16 protein-coding genes and 1 pseudogene are annotated in these 15707 nt (G+C 55.5%); 9 read left to right on the forward strand and 8 right to left on the reverse strand.

Annotated features, from left to right (window positions below; translation table 11 throughout):
• Positions 1–8: 8 nt before the first annotated feature.
• Both ABLN94_RS14255 and ABLN94_RS14260 read right to left on the reverse strand, forming a co-directional pair.
• Positions 9–347: a DUF1330 domain-containing protein gene (locus ABLN94_RS14255; RefSeq protein ID WP_352993354.1), complete on the reverse strand. Its 339-nt coding sequence runs from the start codon at positions 345–347 to the stop codon at positions 9–11.
• A 65-nt stretch (positions 348–412) separates the two neighbouring features.
• Complete coding sequence (locus ABLN94_RS14260) at positions 413–1279, reverse strand: MBL fold metallo-hydrolase (protein ID WP_352993356.1); 867 nt, start codon at positions 1277–1279, stop codon at positions 413–415.
• A 95-nt stretch (positions 1280–1374) separates the two neighbouring features.
• On the opposite strand from ABLN94_RS14260, the gene ABLN94_RS14265 reads away from it, so the two are divergent.
• A complete protein-coding gene (locus tag ABLN94_RS14265; protein WP_352993358.1) occupies positions 1375–1998 on the forward strand; it encodes a TetR/AcrR family transcriptional regulator in 624 nt (207 codons plus the stop codon).
• A gap of 402 nt (positions 1999–2400) precedes the next feature.
• Positions 2401–2892 (forward strand): cytochrome c, encoded by a 492-nt coding sequence (locus ABLN94_RS14270; RefSeq protein WP_352993360.1) that lies wholly within the window; start codon positions 2401–2403, stop codon positions 2890–2892.
• 307 nt (positions 2893–3199) lie between these two features.
• Here the strand turns inward: ABLN94_RS14270 and ABLN94_RS14275 are convergent, their stop codons facing one another.
• A complete protein-coding gene (locus ABLN94_RS14275) occupies positions 3200–4168 on the reverse strand; it encodes an EamA family transporter (protein WP_352993362.1) in 969 nt (322 codons plus the stop codon).
• A 38-nt stretch (positions 4169–4206) separates the two neighbouring features.
• On the opposite strand from ABLN94_RS14275, the gene ABLN94_RS14280 reads away from it, so the two are divergent.
• Positions 4207–4704 (forward strand): Lrp/AsnC family transcriptional regulator, encoded by a 498-nt coding sequence (locus tag ABLN94_RS14280; protein WP_352993364.1) that lies wholly within the window; start codon positions 4207–4209, stop codon positions 4702–4704.
• A 145-nt stretch (positions 4705–4849) separates the two neighbouring features.
• Here ABLN94_RS14280 and ABLN94_RS14285 read toward each other — a convergent pair whose 3' ends face one another.
• Complete coding sequence (locus ABLN94_RS14285) at positions 4850–5782, reverse strand: LysR family transcriptional regulator (RefSeq protein WP_352993366.1); 933 nt, start codon at positions 5780–5782, stop codon at positions 4850–4852.
• A 95-nt stretch (positions 5783–5877) separates the two neighbouring features.
• On the opposite strand from ABLN94_RS14285, the gene ABLN94_RS14290 reads away from it, so the two are divergent.
• Together ABLN94_RS14290 and ABLN94_RS14295 are read left to right on the forward strand one after the other, a co-directional pair.
• Positions 5878–7530, forward strand: coding sequence for an ABC transporter substrate-binding protein (locus tag ABLN94_RS14290; protein ID WP_352993368.1), 1653 nt, complete (start codon positions 5878–5880; stop codon positions 7528–7530).
• Between the two features lie 153 nt (positions 7531–7683).
• On the forward strand, positions 7684–9363 hold the full coding sequence (locus tag ABLN94_RS14295; protein ID WP_352993369.1) for a BCCT family transporter: 1680 nt from the start codon (positions 7684–7686) through the stop codon (positions 9361–9363).
• 778 nt (positions 9364–10141) lie between these two features.
• On the opposite strand, the pseudogene ABLN94_RS14300 reads toward ABLN94_RS14295, so the two are convergent.
• From ABLN94_RS14300 to ABLN94_RS14315, 4 genes and pseudogenes are all read right to left on the reverse strand, one after another.
• Positions 10142–10330 (reverse strand): annotated as a pseudogene (locus ABLN94_RS14300) (transposase); the annotation flags it as partial.
• A gap of 35 nt (positions 10331–10365) precedes the next feature.
• Positions 10366–11010, reverse strand: a complete 645-nt coding sequence (locus ABLN94_RS14305; RefSeq protein WP_352993370.1) for an HGGxSTG domain-containing protein — start codon at positions 11008–11010, stop codon at positions 10366–10368.
• Positions 10995–12173, reverse strand: coding sequence for an AAA family ATPase (locus tag ABLN94_RS14310; RefSeq protein ID WP_352993372.1), 1179 nt, complete (start codon positions 12171–12173; stop codon positions 10995–10997). The genes ABLN94_RS14305 and ABLN94_RS14310 overlap by 16 nt, the downstream gene beginning before the upstream one ends.
• Positions 12173–12562: a hypothetical protein gene (locus tag ABLN94_RS14315; protein ID WP_352993374.1), complete on the reverse strand. Its 390-nt coding sequence runs from the start codon at positions 12560–12562 to the stop codon at positions 12173–12175. Before ABLN94_RS14315 ends, ABLN94_RS14310 begins: the two co-directional genes overlap by 1 nt.
• Positions 12563–12989: 427 nt before the next feature.
• Between ABLN94_RS14315 and ABLN94_RS14320 the strand changes: the two genes are divergently transcribed.
• The 4 genes from ABLN94_RS14320 (at position 12990) to ABLN94_RS14335 (ending at position 15648) form a co-directional block, all read left to right on the forward strand.
• The gene (locus ABLN94_RS14320) at positions 12990–14192 is read left to right on the forward strand and encodes a tyrosine-type recombinase/integrase (protein WP_352993375.1); all 1203 of its coding nucleotides are present in this window, start codon (positions 12990–12992) and stop codon (positions 14190–14192) included.
• Positions 14185–14940, forward strand: coding sequence for a hypothetical protein (locus tag ABLN94_RS14325; protein ID WP_352993377.1), 756 nt, complete (start codon positions 14185–14187; stop codon positions 14938–14940). Before ABLN94_RS14320 ends, ABLN94_RS14325 begins: the two co-directional genes overlap by 8 nt.
• Positions 14941–15051: 111 nt before the next feature.
• Positions 15052–15297: a helix-turn-helix transcriptional regulator gene (locus ABLN94_RS14330; protein ID WP_352993378.1), complete on the forward strand. Its 246-nt coding sequence runs from the start codon at positions 15052–15054 to the stop codon at positions 15295–15297.
• 24 nt (positions 15298–15321) lie between these two features.
• On the forward strand, positions 15322–15648 hold the full coding sequence (locus ABLN94_RS14335; protein WP_352993380.1) for a hypothetical protein: 327 nt from the start codon (positions 15322–15324) through the stop codon (positions 15646–15648).
• Positions 15649–15707 lie beyond the last annotated feature (59 nt).

The following is a 15707-nucleotide window of genomic DNA, read 5'->3' on the forward strand; positions in this document are numbered from 1 at the left end:
TGCGACTGTCACGAGGCAACTTCACCCCGCCACCCGTGCGAGAACCCGATAGTGAAATTGGCCGGAAGTATCGCAGTCCGAAGGTCAATGATGGATTGGTATTCGTCGCTCTTCCAGAAAGCTTCGAGGTTTTCGCGAGATGGAAACCGTATCAGGGTAAGACCCGCGCCCTCTGGCCAGTCTCCTTCAAACTTGGATATGGAGGAGGCTCGCGCACCTATGACGAGGAGTTCGCCTTCAAACTTCTCCAGAACATCATTGGCAGCTTTTGCATATTCGCCAAAATTCTTCATATCTCCTTGTTCTGTGAAGCTGAACAGCAGATAGGCTTCTTTTCCTAAGGACATGTTGGGTTTCCTTTTTAGGTTTTGCAGATGGATTTCCGTTGCGGTCCTGAGCAGAGCAATTCCGTTCAACCGCCGTGGAAGACAGACAGGGCCATCCGGCGAACGTAGCCAGGGAAGGCTGTGTCGTAGTTTTTCCAGTCTGAGTATTCGGGCATTTCGATTTCGTCGGGGATGGTAAAGAGCAACTCAACAGGGGCTGACGGGTTGCCGCTTGCGAAAGCTTCCTGAAAGCGGGCCTCTACCTTCGCTTGCAGCTCATTCAGAAACTCCGCATTTTCTTTGAGAGCTTCGACGCTGTTACCGTTTGAATGCCCGTTGACTGCATAGACCGGGTCCCAATCTACCAGTGTGTTCAAAACAATGCCTGAACCGACGAAGTTGGTGTCCTCCTTGAACTCATGCGGGGAAAGTTCCTGCGGCATGTACATATCCACGGAGAACACAACATTGCTTTCGGTGACTCGTGCAACCGTAGTGGCAACACCATCCGCAACCGCGAGGTGATGCAACTCAACAGTATGACCGCCAAGATCCACAGTGTGGATGTCGTCAAACGACGTTGTGACTGTTGGCATAGGCATCATCGGCGACAGTTTCAGAATGTCGAGGCCGTTCTCCTGCATGATGATTTCAGCCCCTTCGAACACTTCAGTTCCACCAATGTGGTCAAAATGCTCGTGGCTCAGGGCGATATGCGTAACAGGCTTGTCGGTGATCTTTGCTATCTCCGACTTCAACTCCTCAGCCCGCGGCGTGAAGGATGGGTCAGTCACGAGAGTACCATTCTCTCCAATGACAACCATGCTGGAGTAACCCATGGAGAAGTAGTGATAAACACCGTCCGCGATCTCAGTCATCGGACTGGTCTGCGCATTTGTGGTTGTCCCCAGTGCGATCAGCGCAGCAGCGGTAAACAAGGTTGACAGTCTCATATCGGTTCCTCAAAGCTAACGTTGTTCGCCTTAGCTAACAACGTTAGCAAAGAAGTCAATAGGAGTGCTCGAAATTCAGGAGAAGACACCAAGTCATGGTGGGACGGCCAAAAGATATTGCCCAGGAATATGAGGGGTTCACTACCCGCGACGCTATTCTTTCCGCAGCTGAAAAGCTGGCCGGGGAAAGGGGCGCATCCGGTTTGAAAATAAGAGAAATCGCTCGGCTTGTCGGGATCGAGCCTGCATCCATATACAAGCACTTCAAAGGTCTGGGCGCCATATTAACGACGCTTATTGGTGAATCTCTCGCTGAAGAACACCAGTTGTTAAAGCTGCCCGAGGAATTGGACGGAGAAGCCGCAATTCGGGAACTCAACAGGCGAACGACTCGCTTTTTGGCCGCCAGAAAGGGAATCGTAAGCCTTTCATTGGACGACTTCGCGAAAGCGCATGATCCGACCCGCGATGCCTTTGATGAAAACGAAGCCATTATCGTCCAAGGTCTGGACATCGAAGCAGAACTGATCAGCCGCCATCTCGGACTGGGTGAACTCGGGCGAAAGAAGCTGGGTCAGATTGCAATCGCGCGCCGCTCGATGATCTTGGTTTTTTTGAGCGTCACATGGCTGAACGGAAAAGAAGTGGACGAAGAACGAGAAACCGAGATCGCCGACATGGTTTCCGTATTCCTGCTGGGGTTGCAGTCACAATACTGACGGGAACGCCGGCTATCACGCGACTAAAAAACCGCTGTCAGGAACGCCGCGCTGGCATGCTGTCGACTTCGAGTGATCGTAGCGAATTCGCCCTTGGTTGCGTGGGGTGCTCGCTCAGCAACCGCCAAACTTCGCTACTGCAGCGAATGTCTCCTCTGACGGGCTGCACTGCAGTGACGGCACCCATGTTTCAACGGCAGGTTTGGGCCGTCCTCAACGCTGGCGCGTAAAGCGTGGCTTGGATCGATACTGCACCACCGCATGACCGTTTCGAGCCCCTCTCGCACGGAGAATGTCCCCTTTTCTAAACCCACCTGAAACAACATTCCGACGCTTACCTGCGCCCGCGAGATTTCAGTGATATACTGTCATTGCGGAGTCTTCACCGTGGGAGCGAATCCAATGCATTTCCTTTTTAAGATTTCTTCCATTTTCTTGGTGTTGATTGGCCAGAATGCGAATGCGCAATCGACTGAGTATAAACTCGGCCAGATTGTCGTGGAACGAAAGCCAATGATGTTTGAAATGCAGACTGCCTATTTGACACTTTTGTCCATCCGGAATGGCGAGAGCAGCGACTACGTTGCCGCAGCCATGGCCGCAAGTCTTATTGAAGAAACGGTACCAAACTTTGTTGCACTTATGGAACCCGGCACTGCTCGCGGAGAAGCCCCGGGCAGCCGAGCAAAACCTGAGGTATGGTCGCAAGGTGAGGCCTTCTCCGAAGCCGCAGAATGGCTTCAAGCAAAGGCAGCTGCGCTTGCAGATGCTTCAGCGAGCGAAGATCCGGTTGTTTACTCCAAGGCCTTCGAGGAGATGAGCGAGGCATGCACCGCATGTCACGGTCTGCGCCCGTCCAGCGGCGGCCTGTTTAGGTTTGCGAAGGACGAATAGTTGGCCGCCATTTTTTATGTGGTCTTTTTTCGACGCGCACTCGGCAGTGCCGAATGCTCGCAAAGTCCGCAGACCACGCGTTCGACGGGCCTTCGTTTTTGCGTTTGCAGCGAACGGCAGGTTCGACGGGTCGCGATGCAGCGACATTGACCAAGGTCGAACGGCAGGAAAGGGCCGTTCGCGCGCATCAAAATCCCGTGGCCGAAGGTCCGAAAAGTCCCGCATCGCAGTCGTTCATGCCGAGTGCAGCGAATGACCGCTTCGAGCCCAACCTGCTCGTTCGTCAGGTTGCAGCGAATGGCCGGTTTTAGTCGCCGTTGACAGGTGTAGACGGCGTCGGCGCGGATTTGTGAACGGCTACGCCGATCATGACGAGGGTCACGCCCAGGACATCCAAAGCGCTCGGAACCTGACGCAGGACAGTCGCGCCGATGATCGTGGCGGTCGCTGGCAGAAGAGCCAGAAGGAACGCGAAGCTGGCGCGTGGCAAGCGGGCCATCGCGAGCTGATCGCAAACATAGGGGATGACCGAGGAACAGATGCCGACGCCGATCCCGGCCAGTACTAGCAAGGGCGCACCAAAAGCGTCGAGGGCTTGCAGGAAGCCAATGGGCATCACGAAAATGAAGGCCGCTGTCATGGCAGCGCCAAGGCGCTCCACACCGCCCGACGCGCCACCTTCGGAAATCTTGTGGCCGAGGACGATGTAGAGAACGAAAAGCGATCCGTTCAGCACCGCCCAGAACAAGCCAAGAAGATCAGATGTGAGATCAGGTCCATCCGCCGCCAGTAGCGACGGCACGTCGATCAGGAGGGCCACGCCGATGATTGCGAAGGCACAAGCCAGATAGTTGCGCCCAGTGCGGAGGCCCCAAAGGGCAATCACGATGGTACCGACGAATTCGATAGCTGCGACGAGCGCAATCGGTAGCCGGTCGAGGGCCAAGTAGAAAGAGCTGTTCATCACCGCGAGGCAACCTCCAAGCACGAGAAGGAGAAGGCGCGCACGGGGCGTCGATTTCTTAAACGTGCGCCAGGGTTTCGTGATGGGCGCGAAGACCAGGGCCGCCGAAGCAATGCGGAACCAGGCAACGCCAAGCACACCAACGACCGGAAAGAGTAGAACCGCGAAGGCCGGGCCGAGATAATGGAAAACGGCGGAGACGCCGAACCATGCATGAGGGGGAACGGCCTCGGACATGCGCGACATGGCTCTGGTGGCACTGGCTACGTCGGGATTTACGGGAATCTGATCTGACATGCTAATATAATGCAAGGTAATAGCGGCTTGTTGTATGGAGATCAGATATGCCTATGGCGAAATTAAACGCACGAAAGAAGGGAGAAGCAATTTCAAACCTTCGATCCGAACAAAGTGATCTCGACAGCGTTGATGCTGCGATTCTCCGGGAACTCTGCGCAGATGCCCGCATCCCACGCGCGGAACTGTCCCGTCGTGTCGGTCTATCCGCCCCAAGTGTTGCAGACCGTGTGAGGCGTCTTGAGGACGTGGGCATCATCACCGGATATGGCGCTCGTATTGACCCGGCCCGACTCGGCTATAGCCTAACAATCCTTATCCGCGCGCGTCCGTTACCAGGTGAAATGAAGAACATGATCGAAGCGATTCAGGATACGCCGCAGATTGTCGCTTGTGATCGTGTGTCCGGCGAGGATTGCTTCGTCGCACGGGCACATGTCCACGACGTAGCCGAGATGGAGACCGTGATCGACCGGATCGTACCCTTCGGCGCGACCAACTCTTCCATCGTACAGTCGTCACCGGTCAAAGAACGGCTGGTCGAACTTTAGGGTCTTGCAAGCGAAAGCGGACATTGACCCAATGGTCGCTTTGCCCGCAAAACGGGCTTTCACTGAATTTTACGGAACGTCCGCATCGAGCCCCTAGCGGACATTCGCGACCAGACATTGCAATTCCGAACAGCGCGACTACGCGTCATTTCGAAGAAGTTGCGAGTACCTGGTCCGCGATCCAGTCGAACACTAGTCTGGGGCCCCGACCCAGGTTGGTATGGCTCAGTGACATTACATAACCAGCGTCGCTAGAGACCAAATCGTCCGTAACTGTCACCAGGGAACCCTTGCTGAGCAGATCATCGATCAATCCAATCCAACCCAAAGCCACACCATCACCAGACAAAGCGGCTTGGGTCACCATGTCATAGTTATTAAAACTGATGTAATTTCTCTTTCTTTCGCCCGTTATGCCCAAACTATCAAACCACCCTTGCCAGGTTTGCCAAGCAGCGGTTGCGGGTTTTGACAGACTCAGAAGCTGAACATTCAGTAAGTCAGCGGGTGATCGGATTGGTCTAATCCTTTCTAATAGCTGCGGGCTGCAAACGGCCGCTACGACCTCTTCCAAAAGTAGTATTTCATCGGACTTGATTTGGTCTTTTGGTGCAACGTGGATTTGAATATCACAATCGGTGTCATCTAGACCGGGTGGCACAGTCGAGGCCAAAATCTGAATTTCGATTTCATCCCCGATTTCCTCTCGAAGATAACCCAGACGCGGTAACAACCAGAAAGTTGAAAACGCAAAATCGGCAGAAATCCGAACCCTGGGTTTAGTTTTACGTTCAAGCAAAGAACTTACTGCATAGCTCATCTGCGTCATTGCGGGTCTGACCACATTCAAAAGCCGTAGCCCCTCGTATGTCAGTGAAACCCCACGGTGTTCTCTTTTGAAGAGGACGACGCCTAGATCAATTTCCAGACCCTTTATCCGTTGCGAGATCGAGGACTGGGTTAGCCCGAGAGCGTCTCCGGCACCCGTAAAATTACCATGTTTTGCCACCATCTCGAACGCATATAGCGCGACTAGGTTGCGACTTAGATTGGTATTAACTCTGTTAATGTCACTCATAATCACTCAGCTACTGCAAAAGAGAAAAAATATATACCAAAAACTGTGCTAGAGGGCGCGAATGCAGCCCTGTGAGTGAAACACGGGAGCCAGTGATGACCAAACAAAGCCGCATCCAGACAATTCATCCAGCAATCGCAATGCATGTCGATGAAGTGGCCGACGGAACGCTCAGCCGTCGTGAATTCCTGACACGCGCTACCGCGCTCGGTTTGTCTGCATCAGCTGCATATTCGATGGTTGGTCTGCCTCAGCCAGCAAAAGCCGCGTCGAACATCCAACCCGGTGGGACAATTCGTATTCAGCAAGTTGTGCGCGCGCAACTTGATCCGCCGCTTTACAATTGGCCTCAGCTTGGAAATGCAGTCCGTGGGTTTTTGGAATATCTTGTTCAGTACAACGCGGACGGTACGTTCGAACCTCGTTTGCTTGAAAGCTGGGAAGTGAACGACGACGCCACGGAGTATGTTCTGCGTGTGCGGCCCGGAGTGAACTGGAATGACGGGCGTGGAACGCTGACGGCCAAGGATGTTGCGTACAACTTTGGTCGATGGTGCGACGGCAGTTGGGAAGGTAACTCCATGGCCGCGCGCATGGGATCCTTACAGAACGAAGCCGGAGATGGCCCCGCCGAAGGGGCATTGGAAGTCGTCGACGATCTGACACTGAAGCTTAAACTGACGCGACCTGACATCACCATTATCCCCGCTGTAACAGAATACCCGGCAGCAATCGTGCCCGATGGTTGGTCCGGCGATCCGGCGAATGACCCGGTCGGTACCGGTCCCTACAAACTGGTCGAATATCTGGTTGGTGAAAAGGTCGTTTTGGAGAAGAACACAGATCACGACTGGTGGGGCGAAGGCGCCTATTTGGATCGGATCGAGTTTATTGACTACGGCACGGACGGCGCAGCGCATTTGGCTGCGGCAGAAGCTGAAGAAATCGACATGACCTATGAAACGGTTGGTGAATTTGTCGATATCTACGAAAGCATCGGTTGGAACCAGAGCGAGTCTGTTTCGGCCAACACAATGGTATTGCGAACAAACCGCGATGCCGAAGTGGACGGAGTAAAGCCCTATGAAGACGCACGCGTTCGCCGCGCTTTGGCGATGGCCTGCGACAATGCTATTTTGTTGGAATTGGGCTACGCCAATCGCGGAACACTGGGCGAAAACCACCACGTTTGCCCCATTCACCCGGAATATGCGGACATCGGCGCGCCACAAAAGGATGTCGAGGGCGCACGAGCGCTGCTGGAAGAAGTCGGTATGCTCGATTACGAGCACGAATTATTTTCAATTGACGATGACTGGCGCCGAAACACAACGGACGCACTCGCGGCCCAACTTCGCGATGCGGGGCTGAATGTCAGGCGCACCGTATTGCCGGGTAATACGTTTTGGAACGATTGGAACAAATATCCGTTCAGTTCGACAGACTGGGGACATCGCCCGTTAGGTGTGCAGGTGCTGACGCTGGCCTACAAATCGGGTGTTGCTTGGAATGAAACCGGACTGGCCAGCGCCGAATTCGACGCGATGCTGGAGGAAGCCTCAGCAATCGCAGATGCAGAAACTCGCCGTGGTCACATGGAAAAGATCGAGCAATTTATGCGAGATGACGGGACGATAATTCAACCCTATTGGAGGTCTCTGTATCGCCATTCCCGTCCTGGCGTTATAGGCGCGGAAAGCCACCCGATCAACGAAATTCACGTGCACAAATTGGCACTGGAAGGCTGAAAATTCCAGCAATCTTAACTCCCCAGAACCAATGAGATTGGCGAAGCAACTAATCTGCATCGTTGGTCTCATTGGTTTCCTGGGAATATGGGTGGTCGAGTCAGAACAAGCAGATTTATCCGCTCGAAAATCAAAAACAGGGAGAAGTTGACTATGGCGATAAAGCCACCTCTTTCGGAACTTCCGATTAAGACCGCTGACAACGGTTTTTATCGGGGGTTCAGCGTAAACGTGACGGTTATCAGTAAAATCATCATCAGTCTGTTGGTTGTCTGGTGCATCGTGTGGCCAACCCAGGCCGGCAGGATTCTCGGCGACTGGAATGCAGCCATCCTGGCTCAGTTTGCCGCGTGGTATATCTGGGTTGTCACCGGATTTGTTATTGTCTGCATCGGTTTGGCCATCTGGCCAGCAGCCGGACGCCTGAACCTGGGTGTTGAAGGCGAAAAGCCTGAATTCTCAAACTTCTCCTGGTTCTCGATGATGTTCGGTGCTGGTATCGGTGTCGGGATGTTGACATGGGCCGTTGCGGAACCCGTCGCGCATTTCAAGAACAACCCATCGGTTATTCAGGGCGTGACAACAGCCCTTGACGCGGACAATGTGCGCACGGCTTACGTCTGGTCCTATCTGCATTGGGGTCTGGGTGCTTGGGCGTGCTATGCGATTGCCGGTCTTGCGTTGGCGTTCTTCAGCTATCGCCGCGGGCTTCCACTGACAATCCGCTCGTCTCTGACGCCGCTCTTCGGCAAGGCCCTGTCGGGTAACCTTGGCCACCTCATCGATATTGTCGCCGTCGTTGCAACCATCCTCGGTGTGGCGCAGACGCTTGGCTTTGGTGTTGAACAATTCGTGGCAGGCCTGACGCGTATCGGTATTGGCGGTCTGGCACATGCGGATGGCTCGGCCACCACGTTGGGCATCATCGTAGCTTTGCTGGTCATCATGGGCGCGTCGACACTGTCCGCGCTGTCCGGTGTTGGCAAGGGCATCAAATGGCTGTCGAACATCAACATGGCGTTGTCGATTTTCTTGCTGGGATTCTTCATCCTGTTTGGGGCTACGTTCTTTGGTGCTAAGGCCTTCTTTGTTGGCATTTGGGACTATCTGATCGCTCTACCGTGGCTCAGTTTCAACGTTTATGCGTCGGACGGAGTCGAGGGGTCCGAATCCTTCTTGTTGGCGCAATGGCAAGGCTGGTGGCCAGTTTTCTACTGGGCCTGGTGGATCGCGTTTGCGCCCTTCGTGGGACTGTTCTTGGCGCGTATCTCGCGTGGTCGCTCCATCCGTGAATTTGTTCTGGGCGCAATGATCGTACCTTCTCTGATGTGCTTTGTCTGGTTCGCTTGGGCTGGAGGCACCGCCATTGACCTTGAGCTTAACGGGAACGCAAATGGTGTGATCCTTGATGCGGCCAACGGTGACAAGATCTTTGCCATGACCACCTACATGCTGGCGCCCATTGCAGAATTCCTGGCCTGGGCCATGGCGGTTGTGATCGTGATTTTGCTGATGACCTTCCTTGTCACCTCGGCTGACTCGGCTGTGCTGATCGTGAATACGATCAACGCAGCTGGTGACGAAGGACCCAAGGCACGTCCGCATATTATGTTCTGGGGTGCTGCGCTGGCATTGGTGGTTGGTGGCCTGCTGATCTCAGGCGGAACCGGGGCCATTCAGACCGCCATGGTAATCGGCGCCTTGCCGTTCTCTATTGTCATGGCGCTGATGTGCATCGCGTTGATCAAAGCGATCTGGAACGACGGACGCCGCGAAGCCGCCGGTGTCGCATCAACTATTGATCCAGAAGCATCAACGATGCCAGCCGAGTAAAATTCGCGTATCCAATTGTGACCCCAGGACACAACTGGGGTCACAAATAGGAAGACTGCTTATACAGAAATTTACCGAAAATGCGGGTTAAAGCGCCGCATACTGACTGCTGAAACTAGTTGAGAATGTGCCGCAGGCTAAACTTGCAAAGTCAGCTTTCTGCGCATTGCTGTCATTGGAGCATTACGCAACATCGGTCAAAGTGGGGCTCTGAGTGGTCGCTCGCTGCAACTTTTCTGATTGTCCGCTTTACAGGCCAGTTCTAACAAGTGGCTTTATGGGCCTTCTGTCCGACTTTCCGAGATGTCCCGGCGCGCATCGCGTACGATCACCCAAGGCGACCCCGCCCGAACCAATTCCCTCGAATACCTGGTCCGAAAGCATTGCTTTGTCCGCATTGAGCTCTTCGCCAGACCATGACCAAATCGCACGTACATTTTCCCGTTGCTTTGCGGCCCCTACGTTGGGAGGGAAAAGAAGCATAATCCAGAGAAGCTCAGCCATTAGTTGATGGCACCCGTTGGTGCCTTCGGATAGCTGTGCTTTCAGCTTCGAAAGGAAGTCTCTTTCCCACACGTAGGGGTTGTTTACAATGCGTTGGTCCAGCTCGTCTAGAAAGGCGCGGGTCCTCAATTCTTCTTTATCGGAAAGAACTTACAACCCGCTAGCAAGGGATATTTCGCTCCACTTACGGGCCGCGTCATAGATTGGTTCGACATAATGGTTGGGTTTGTACTTCGATAAATTCGACGTTTCCTCTGTAGATTAGGTTCAGGACTCATAGCCAGTAAATGACGAGTGGGGCAATGGTGATGGCAGACAGGAAGACCTTTGGGCACCTGTCGTATCGAGTTGCCACGCGCCGCCAATCCTTCAGCTTGCCGAACATGATATCGATGCAGTTGCGTTGTTTGTATCGGCGCTTGTCGTATTTGACCGCCTTATTCAACTGTATCCGGCCAGGGATGCCAATAGTCTAAAGAGGTACCGCAACGCCTCTGTTCAGTCGCCCTCTGGTTCAAGATTGGCTTTAACTCTTCGCTTCCCCTTCGGGCCTGTACTGAGACCACCATGCAACCTGCAACGCCGCTTTCCAGGTACTACCCGGGCCTGACATTGGCCCCCTGCTCGGGTTTTTGCGCCGCATGTTGGGCGTTCTGACTTAGGCAGTGGTTCCCCGGCATCATTCAAGCCCAACTCCGCCATCCGTTTGCAGTTTGCACCGCGGCACTTTGAGCAATCCCTCCGATAGTTTGGGTGCTTGCGCGCCTCTGCTGGGCACGGCCGCCAACGTGACCGAATTTCACGCCAATCAATGTGATCGCCTTGAAAGAGCGAACGTATCTTGACTTCCAGCTTTGTCGGTCTCCCCATCAATAAACACCAACATTTATCAACATAGTCTGCAAACCCCATGATGCGCGAAATTGTTCGTCCTTGGTCTTCGCAAGGTCCCTGCAGTGCATCTCGCCGTCGCGTTTGCAATTTTGTTTTAGACCACTCCGCGAGCGGACAGGTGGCGCAGCGCCACCACCACCCCCCCCCTTTAGGGGTGGTGGTGGTAGCGCAACTGTTTTTGGGGGTGTTAGCGTCACCCTGCGCCACCCCTGATTTTTGGGTGGTGGCGCACATCATACCGTTGCCCATTCGCCTACCTCCACAGTTGGGACAGGCTTGCGTTGAGCACCTGTTTTCTGCCCTTTGACCAACGCCCCGGATTTCAGCCAAGTCTCGATTATCTTCTTGATGCGCTTGCGGTCGACTTGGGCGTCGAAGCCCAGCACCGCAGCAACGGTCACACCAGCCCACTCGCCGCCAGCCTGATCCGAGTAGCGCCGCCCCTGACCATCCAGAGCATGTTGCACTGCCAACAGGTCAGCGATTGATACCCCATCGAAAGTGTCCGGCCACTCCCAGACCTCAGCCACGCCCACGCTATCCCCATTGGATAGCTGCACAGATGCCATGCGCCGCCAAACACGATCCCCAACAGGGGCGAGGTTTGCTTTGTCACGGGTCACGGCAAAGTAGGTGGACGGATCGTTTTGAACACCCGCCTCGGCCTTCATGTCGTTGCTCATCTTGTTGAGTACTCGACCGGATCTTGCTGCCGCCAAGAGCGCCGTTGCACCGCGCCCGCTTTCAGTAGTTGCTTCCTCGCCATTTGTCTTGCGAGTGTGGTGCACAAGTTCGATTGCACAATTGCAACGATCTGCCAGCCGCGCCCATTCCTTTGCCACAAGGTCGATTGCGCCGTTGTCGTTCTCGCCCACCTGATGCGACGACACGAACGGGTCGATAATCAGAACATCAATTTCGCGCGCTTCGATCTCTTGGGCTAAGGCCTCCATTTCCGGCTTGAGGATCTGGACGCCTTCACGAGTTTGAATGGCGGTGCTGAGTTCGCGTTCCCGGCCCGTGTCCACAAATAGACGCCCTGAGATTTCCTCGGAGGCGACGTTGTGATGTTGCATGGCCGCGATGATGCGCCGGTTCATCTCGTCTCTGGGGTCTTCCAGGTTGTATATCCAGACCTTTAGGCCTGATGCGGTCCAATCGCCCAGTAGGTCGCGGCCAGAGGCCATTGCCAGCCCTTCGCAGATCGTCAAAGACGATTTCCCGACGCCGCCGGGTGCGACCGTCACCGATACCTGTTTGCGGATCAGGTGTTGCCCGTAGAGCCAAGGACGGGGCGGAATTGTGGAAGGGTCGCGCCAGACGAACTCTGTAGGCAAACGATCCGACCGTTCTTTAGGAAACTCGGCGCGGTGTGCATCCAGTTGCAACGCCATGTCAGCAAAATCACGCATCACGCCGCTTGCCTCTTTTGCACATGTTCAAGGAATGCTGCCTGCCGCGCGGGTTTCATGCGCTTAAAGCTGGCAAGGCAATAAGCGTCCAGTTCTTCCGGGTCGGCATAATCTGCCCAGAACGCTGCCTCATCCATGAAGCTAAAGAACGGGGCAGGGGGGCGTCCCGCACCAGTGCTTAGCGCCGCCTCAGCCGCATTTACTGCGTCATCACGGTCCAGAGCCTTGAGAGCCATGAATGCCAGGGCCACGCGCTGCCGCGCATCCAGACGTGCTCGCAGGATTACCGGAAGGCCGAACCAAGCGTCAGTGCCATCCAGCCAAGCGGCGTATCCGATGGAGCGGCAAACACGTTTGATATTGTCGGGGAATTGCGTCGAAATATTCACAGTAGCACCCCCCAATGCATTGCCAAAATGGGGAAGGCCGCGATATGTTCACTGAAAGAACAGACGCCTTCCATAACGTCTTTAACCCCGGTTGCGATTGCCGTCGCGCCGGGGTTTTCGTTTGTCAGTTCGGCCTCAGCTGGTTTGACACTTTCGCGGTAAGTCTTTGATGTTTCGTCGGGGGTTTGACGCACCCCGGTTTTGTAAGCATTTGGTTTGCTTGAATTAGCGCCGGATTGAAAATCCTCGTGTCGGTGGTTCGATTCCGCCCCCGGGCACCACTTCAAAATCCAGAAACGTCCGGTAACGTCCAAGTAATTGTAACCACTGGATTCCGAGTCCAGTGAAGTCCGGCCAAAACCGGTGACAGCCGGGAAACTTGGGGGTATATTAAAGGGTACGTGCAATTCGATTCCGGATCTTGCCAGTGCCCCTTTCCGACGTCGCCATCCGTAACCTCAAGTCCCGGGACAAGCCCTACAAGGCAAGCGACTCGCATGGCCTCTACCTCCTGGTAAACCCAACGGGATCAAGGCTTTGGCGTTTCAAGTACCGGTTCAACGGGAAGGAAAAACTCCTCGCGCTCGGAAGCTACCCGCTCGTCGGCCTCAAGCTCGCGCGGGAAAAACGCGACGAGGCGCGGCTTTTGCTCGTCGAGGGGTACGATCCCGCTGCCGAACGCAAGCGCAGGAAACGCCAAGTATTCCTCGAGAAAGGCATCTCTTTCTCGGAACTGGCCGCGGAGTACCTGGACAAGCTGGAACGCGAGGGGCGGGCAGCGCAGACGCTCAAGAAGCTGGAGTGGATCGTGTCACTGGCCGACGCGCGCCTCGGGGACATGGAAGTGAAGGAGATTGAGGCGCAGGATATCCTTACCTGTCTCCGCGTCGTCGAGGCGGAAGGCAAGTTCGAAACCGCCGGGCGGCTCAGGTCGACCATCGGCGCGATCCTGCGCTACGCGATCGCCACGGGACGCGCGACGACCGACCCGACGCAGGCCCTCAAGGGCGCCCTGGCCAGCCCGAGGAAGAAGCACCGTTCCGCCTTGACCGACAAGCAAGAAATCGGCGTGTTGATGCTTGCCATCGACGGGTATTCCGGCGAGCCCAAGACCGCGATCGCCTTGCAACTCCTGGCGCTCCTCGCCCAACGGCCGGGCGAGTTGCGCCTTGCTTGCTGGGAAGAATTCAACCTCGGGGAAGCCACGTGGCGGATCCCGGCGGAGCGAATGAAGATGCGCCGTCCGCACCGCGTGCCGCTGCCGCGACAAGCGCTGGAACGGTTGCAAGAGTTGGAGCGGTTTCGTCAAAAAAGCGGCCTGCTCTTCCCGTCGACGCGGAACTGGCAGAAACCGGTCTCCGAGAACACTTTCAACCAGGCCATTCGGCGCATGGGTTTCGACAAGGACACGGTCACGGCACATGGCTTCCGCGCGACCTTCTCCACGCTGGCCAACGAGTCGGGCAAGTGGAACCCCGACGCGATCGAACGCGCCCTTGCGCACGTGGACGGTAACGACGTGCGCCGGGCCTACGCGCGCGGCGAACACTGGAACGAGCGGGTGGAGATGGCCCAGTGGTGGGCCGACGAACTCGATGCTTACCGGGACTTGGTGCGCCCGAATGACTGACAGCAACCCGTCGCGGGTACTCGGTCTCCGTGGCTGGATGCCCATTGAGGCAGGGAAAAGAATGGTCGAAGCTACAGAGCAGACGCTCGCGCCAGGCGTGACAGTTGAGCACGTGCGAGACGGTCTGTGCAATGCCGCCATATTTGCCATCGCTCGAATGACTGCACCGATAGACAAGAAAGCCCGCGGAAAACTGAAAAGCGCCCGTAAGACAATTGCAAAGTACGACATGATCATGAGCGATCTTCGCGCTCAAGGGATCCGCGTTCCCGAACTTCCTGAAAAGTCGGTCGAGCAGGCAAGCCAGCAGATAGGCTTTCTGTTGGAAAACCCCGGTAGGCAACGCCGCGCCGACTACATCCGCAGCCAGTTATACCCGTACTTTCTTGCCCTCTATGAACTGAGTTTTGCGACGGCACCGACAGCCTACTACTACGACGCAGGGGAAAGGGACGGGCCGACCCTCGCGTTCGTGCGGCAAGCCGCTGTCGAGTTGGACGATGCGTTTTCCACAATGTTTGCAAATGTTCCAGGAGCTACCGCGTTGCTGGGCGGCCCCGACGGTGGGACACTGGCGGTCTCGTTGCCACACGGAGACTCGTTACGGCGAGCACTGGAGCCATTCATCAAGGCGCGCGGTGACATTAAAAACAGTCATGGAGCGGAACTGGATAATGAAAGCCCCGAGGCGAACGCCTATCGCTGCGCTTACAACCTGCTCCGGTTCCGAGTTTTTCAATACGTATGAACTAGGGAACCCACCGGAAAAAAATGTCCGGCAAAATCCTTATCACCGCACGCGATGGACGTTCTAGGATCGCCCTGCATCACCCCGGTGCAGCAACAAGCGAGGCTTTCCATGAACTACACTCCCAACAATCCCAAGCCATGGCTCGATTGCCCGCCGAGCGGGCGCCTGTTGCGGCCGCAAGAAGTTTTCGAGCGCACTGGCCTCGGCCGCTCAACGGTCTACGCCATGATCGCGGAGGGTGATTTCCCGCCGTTCTTGAAGGTTTCCACGCGCGCCGCGGCAATGCCAGAAGCCTGGTTGGAGTGTTTCGTGAATGACCGGGCGCAAGCTGCTTTGGCAAGCCCCGCTCAGTAGTCCAAGTGTTTTGAAAGTGAGATAATGATCAAAGACCTGCCTATTGAACGCGGTTGCCTTGGTGACATGCAACTGGTGGAAAACGGCATCAACGCTTTGAAGGTTGTCCGACCCGAGCACCTGGTTGCACCCGGGTTGGACCGCGGTGCCTCGTACACTTCGTCGGAGTTCGCGTCGGCCAAGCGTCAAGAAGCGTTCAAACCGGGAAAACTTTTTCCTCCCACCCTTGGTATCTTGGAATGCGCGCAGATCAACGGCGTATTGACATTTGAACCCAGGCCGGACCTGCCTGCGGGCGTTCAGCCACTCGGCGCGCGAGGGGGCCAATTGGTAACATGCCTGCACACCTAGTCTTCAGGATCGTACGTGGGCGTGGAGGTTCACCGCCAACACGTGAACATCGTGAGCCC

It is taken from the genome of Ruegeria sp. SCP11, assembly GCF_040329455.1.
GTDB classification, from domain to species: domain Bacteria; phylum Pseudomonadota; class Alphaproteobacteria; order Rhodobacterales; family Rhodobacteraceae; genus Ruegeria; species Ruegeria atlantica_E.

What these genes read in the sequence shown, in the direction of transcription:
- ABLN94_RS14295 (WP_352993369.1), top strand. Translation starts at nt 7,684, where the DNA reads ATGGCGATAAAGCCACCTCTTTCGGAACTTCCGATTAAGACCGCTGAC.
- ABLN94_RS14270 (WP_352993360.1), top strand. Translation starts at nt 2,401, where the DNA reads ATGCATTTCCTTTTTAAGATTTCTTCCATTTTCTTGGTGTTGATTGGC.
- ABLN94_RS14255 (WP_352993354.1), bottom strand. Translation starts at nt 347, where the DNA reads ATGTCCTTAGGAAAAGAAGCCTATCTGCTGTTCAGCTTCACAGAACAA.
- ABLN94_RS14310 (WP_352993372.1), bottom strand. Translation starts at nt 12,173, where the DNA reads ATGCGTGATTTTGCTGACATGGCGTTGCAACTGGATGCACACCGCGCC.
- ABLN94_RS14260 (WP_352993356.1), bottom strand. Translation starts at nt 1,279, where the DNA reads ATGAGACTGTCAACCTTGTTTACCGCTGCTGCGCTGATCGCACTGGGG.
- ABLN94_RS14335 (WP_352993380.1), top strand. Translation starts at nt 15,322, where the DNA reads ATGATCAAAGACCTGCCTATTGAACGCGGTTGCCTTGGTGACATGCAA.
- ABLN94_RS14290 (WP_352993368.1), top strand. Translation starts at nt 5,878, where the DNA reads ATGACCAAACAAAGCCGCATCCAGACAATTCATCCAGCAATCGCAATG.
- ABLN94_RS14285 (WP_352993366.1), bottom strand. Translation starts at nt 5,782, where the DNA reads ATGAGTGACATTAACAGAGTTAATACCAATCTAAGTCGCAACCTAGTC.
- ABLN94_RS14325 (WP_352993377.1), top strand. Translation starts at nt 14,185, where the DNA reads ATGACTGACAGCAACCCGTCGCGGGTACTCGGTCTCCGTGGCTGGATG.
- ABLN94_RS14305 (WP_352993370.1), bottom strand. Translation starts at nt 11,010, where the DNA reads ATGGGCAACGGTATGATGTGCGCCACCACCCAAAAATCAGGGGTGGCG.
- ABLN94_RS14265 (WP_352993358.1), top strand. Translation starts at nt 1,375, where the DNA reads ATGGTGGGACGGCCAAAAGATATTGCCCAGGAATATGAGGGGTTCACT.
- ABLN94_RS14330 (WP_352993378.1), top strand. Translation starts at nt 15,052, where the DNA reads ATGAACTACACTCCCAACAATCCCAAGCCATGGCTCGATTGCCCGCCG.
- ABLN94_RS14280 (WP_352993364.1), top strand. Translation starts at nt 4,207, where the DNA reads ATGGCGAAATTAAACGCACGAAAGAAGGGAGAAGCAATTTCAAACCTT.